The organism is Streptomyces beihaiensis, assembly GCF_026274175.1.
GTDB classification, from domain to species: domain Bacteria; phylum Actinomycetota; class Actinomycetes; order Streptomycetales; family Streptomycetaceae; genus Streptomyces; species Streptomyces beihaiensis.
Genome location: NZ_JAPHNL010000167.1, coordinates 1 through 2,700, shown reverse-complemented (window position 1 = coordinate 2,700; position 2,700 = coordinate 1). Strand labels below are relative to the sequence as shown.

The 2,700-nt window shown below is 72.7% G+C and carries 2 protein-coding genes and 1 pseudogene; 1 reads left to right on the top strand and 2 read right to left on the bottom strand.

Translation table 11 applies throughout. The annotated features are described in order from the left end of the window. Window positions 1-38: 38 nt before the first annotated feature. Window positions 39-1,070, bottom strand: coding sequence for a phosphatase PAP2 family protein (locus OFY01_RS15700; RefSeq protein ID WP_266600328.1), 1,032 nt, complete (start codon window positions 1,068-1,070; stop codon window positions 39-41). 236 nt (window positions 1,071-1,306) lie between these two features. Between OFY01_RS15700 and OFY01_RS15695 the strand changes: the two genes are divergently transcribed. Further along, entirely contained in the window at window positions 1,307-1,906 is a 600-nt protein-coding gene (locus tag OFY01_RS15695; RefSeq protein WP_266600326.1) for a histidine phosphatase family protein, read from the top strand. A gap of 345 nt (window positions 1,907-2,251) precedes the next feature. Here OFY01_RS15695 and OFY01_RS15690 read toward each other — a convergent pair. Beyond that, window positions 2,252-2,700: pseudogene (locus OFY01_RS15690) on the bottom strand (tetratricopeptide repeat protein); the annotation flags it as partial.

The following is a 2,700-nucleotide window of genomic DNA, read 5'->3' as shown; positions in this document are numbered from 1 at the left end:
GTGCCTGGTCCTCGGACGAGGGCACGGGACCGCGCAGCTCAGCGAGCCGTCGTCGCAGCCCCGCCCCCCGGTTCTGGGGAGCCGGCGCCCGATGTCCGGGAATCCTTGCGCTGTCGGGGAATTCGCTCACCCGTGGAAGTCTGGCACTCTCCACTGACAATCGAGGCCGGTGCGGCGACAGAGGCCGAGGAGACGGCGGCTCCGGCCGTGGGCCCGGCCCCGGCTCCGGTCCCGGCCGTGGCCCCTGGTGCCGGCGCGCCTTGGCCCGTCGGCGTCCCCGCAGGTGCCCACAGTCCGGAGAGCCCCGCCCTGACCCGGTCGGCCGCCCGCAGCACCGGCTTGCTCAGGAGCAGCCCCACGCCCATCACGGCGATCCCGGCGAGCACGTCAAGGACGTAGTGGTTGGCCGAGCCGATCACCACGAACGCGGTACCGGCCGGGTAGAGCACGCCGAACACCTTCGCCCAGGGGCCGCGCCCGTGCCGCCAGATCATGATTCCGCACCACAGGGCCCACCCGACGTGCAGGCTCGGCATCGCCGCGTACTGGTTGGTCATGTGGCCCAGGCCCTTGGGCGCGCTGGCCGCGCCGCCCCACCAGCCGTAGGAGCTGTACTGGGCCATCGTGTCGACGAAACCGTGGCCCGCGGGCAGCAGCCGCGGCGGGCAGGTCGGATAGAGGGTGAACCCGATCAGGCCGATCAGGGTGGAGGTCATCAACCAGGTGCGCGCGGCGCGGTAGATGTGGGCGCGGCGCTGGAAGAGCCAGATCAGGATGGCCGGCGTGACCAGGTAGTGAAGCGAGGCGTACCAGAAGTCGGCGGGGACACCGAGCCAGGCTTCGCGGGTGAAGAGACGGTTCAGCGGATGTTCGACGGTGAGGTGGAGCGCCTTCTCGGCCCGGAGCAGGGCCAGGCCGTGGTGGACGGCCTCGTCGACGTCGCCGCGGACCAGGAGGCGGCCCAGGGTGTACGCGCCGTAGACCACGGCGAGCAGCGGGATCTCGGTCCACCAGCGGAGTCGTGCGGCCGGTGTCGCTCCGGTGCGTGGTGTGTCGTCGGTCTGCGACATGCGGGCCGCTCCCCCTCTTTCTCGTCCGGCGGCCTCCGGCCACGTCCATCACCCTAAAGGGTGAACAGGGTCCGGTGTGGGTGACCCCTGATCTTCGTAGACGCCGTGATCGAGCGGAGGGTTGCCCGGGCGGCGGTCACGGTTCCGGTTGCGCGATGATGGATGGGCGACACACCCCGTTCGCGCCCGGTTCATCCCGTATGTACGCCTCGATGTACGCACCGAAAGGTTTCTTCATGGCCCCGCGCATCCTGTTGGCCCGGCACGGACAGACGGAATGGTCCTTGTCCGGACGGCACACCGGCAGGACGGACGTCCGGCTCCTCGAGGAGGGGCGCCGCGGCGCGAAACTGCTGGGCGAGCGGCTCCAACGGGCCCCGTACGACGGGCTCGGCTCGGCCGAGGTGCGGACGTCACCGTTGGCGCGCGCGAGCGAGACGTGCGAGCTCGCCGGTTTCGGTGACCGCGCCACCGCCTGGGACGCGCTCATGGAGTGGGACTACGGAGCGTACGAAGGGCTCACCCCGGCCCAGCTCCAGGAGCGGCGGCCGGGCTGGTTCATCTGGCGTGACGGGGTTCCGGAGGGCGAGAGCATCGCGGATGTGACGGCGCGCGCCGACGAGGTGGTGGCCTGGGCCCGTGAGGCCGACCGTGACGTGCTCGTCTTCGCCCACGGGCACATCCTTCGGTCGATCGGGGCGCGGTGGCTCGGTCTCCCGTTGGACTTCGCGGCGCGGATACGGCTGGCACCCACGTCGCTGTCCGTGCTCGGATGGGCCTACGGGGAGCCGGCGATCGAGAGCTGGAACGAGACGGGGCACCTGGCGGCGGGCTAGGTGTTCTGTCCGGGCAGGTTGCCGGGGGCGCGGCACCGATCGGCACGTCGACCGAGTCCGGCCTGTCCGCCGGACCGGCCCCGGGGGATTCGCGTGGCCGTCTTCCGGGTTCTGTTTCGCGGGCGGCCGCGCGCCGGTGGTCTCCTCTCGCGCAGTTCCCCGCGCCGGCGAGGTACGCACTTCGTGCGCCCGTACGGGGCTCGGCGGGGCCGCATGGCTCAGGGGCGCGGGGAACTGCGCGACCAGTCAGAAGCGGCCAGCCAGAAGTGACCGGCCGGGCGCGACCGGCCGGTCGCGAGCCGCGGTCGCCTACCGATGATCAAGCGGCTCTCCCCTCGGCGGAGACTACGCCGCGGCGTGCCGGTCCAAGAAGGCGCCGACCTCGGTCGCCCGCCGGTGCGGCAGCAGCAACCGCGCGGTCGTGGCCAGCATCGACTCGACCCGGGACGACCGCACGTCGCGCAACAGGTCAAGGGCGCGCGACCCCGCGCAGGCCGCCTCGTCAGGGTGGCCCGACCGGGCCAGGTCGTCCGCCAACTCGGCCGTGTAGAGCGCGATGTTGCGGGTGAAGTGAGGATCCTGCAGAGCCGTGGCCCGCCGTGCCTGCCGGGCCGCCCGCGGCCAGTCCCCGAGGGCCGACCAGCACTGCGCCTCCAGGCCCGCGAGTTCCGCCTCGCCGTAGAACGTCATCCACTCCGGGTCCGCTTCCGCGCACGCGCCCCGCGCGAACAGCGCCTGCGCGCGGGCCAACGAGCGCTCGCACGCCCGCCGGTCGCCGAGCCCCGCCCAGCACG

What these genes read in the sequence shown, in the direction of transcription:
- OFY01_RS15695 (WP_266600326.1), top strand. Translation starts at nt 1,307, where the DNA reads ATGGCCCCGCGCATCCTGTTGGCCCGGCACGGACAGACGGAATGGTCC.
- OFY01_RS15700 (WP_266600328.1), bottom strand. Translation starts at nt 1,070, where the DNA reads ATGTCGCAGACCGACGACACACCACGCACCGGAGCGACACCGGCCGCA.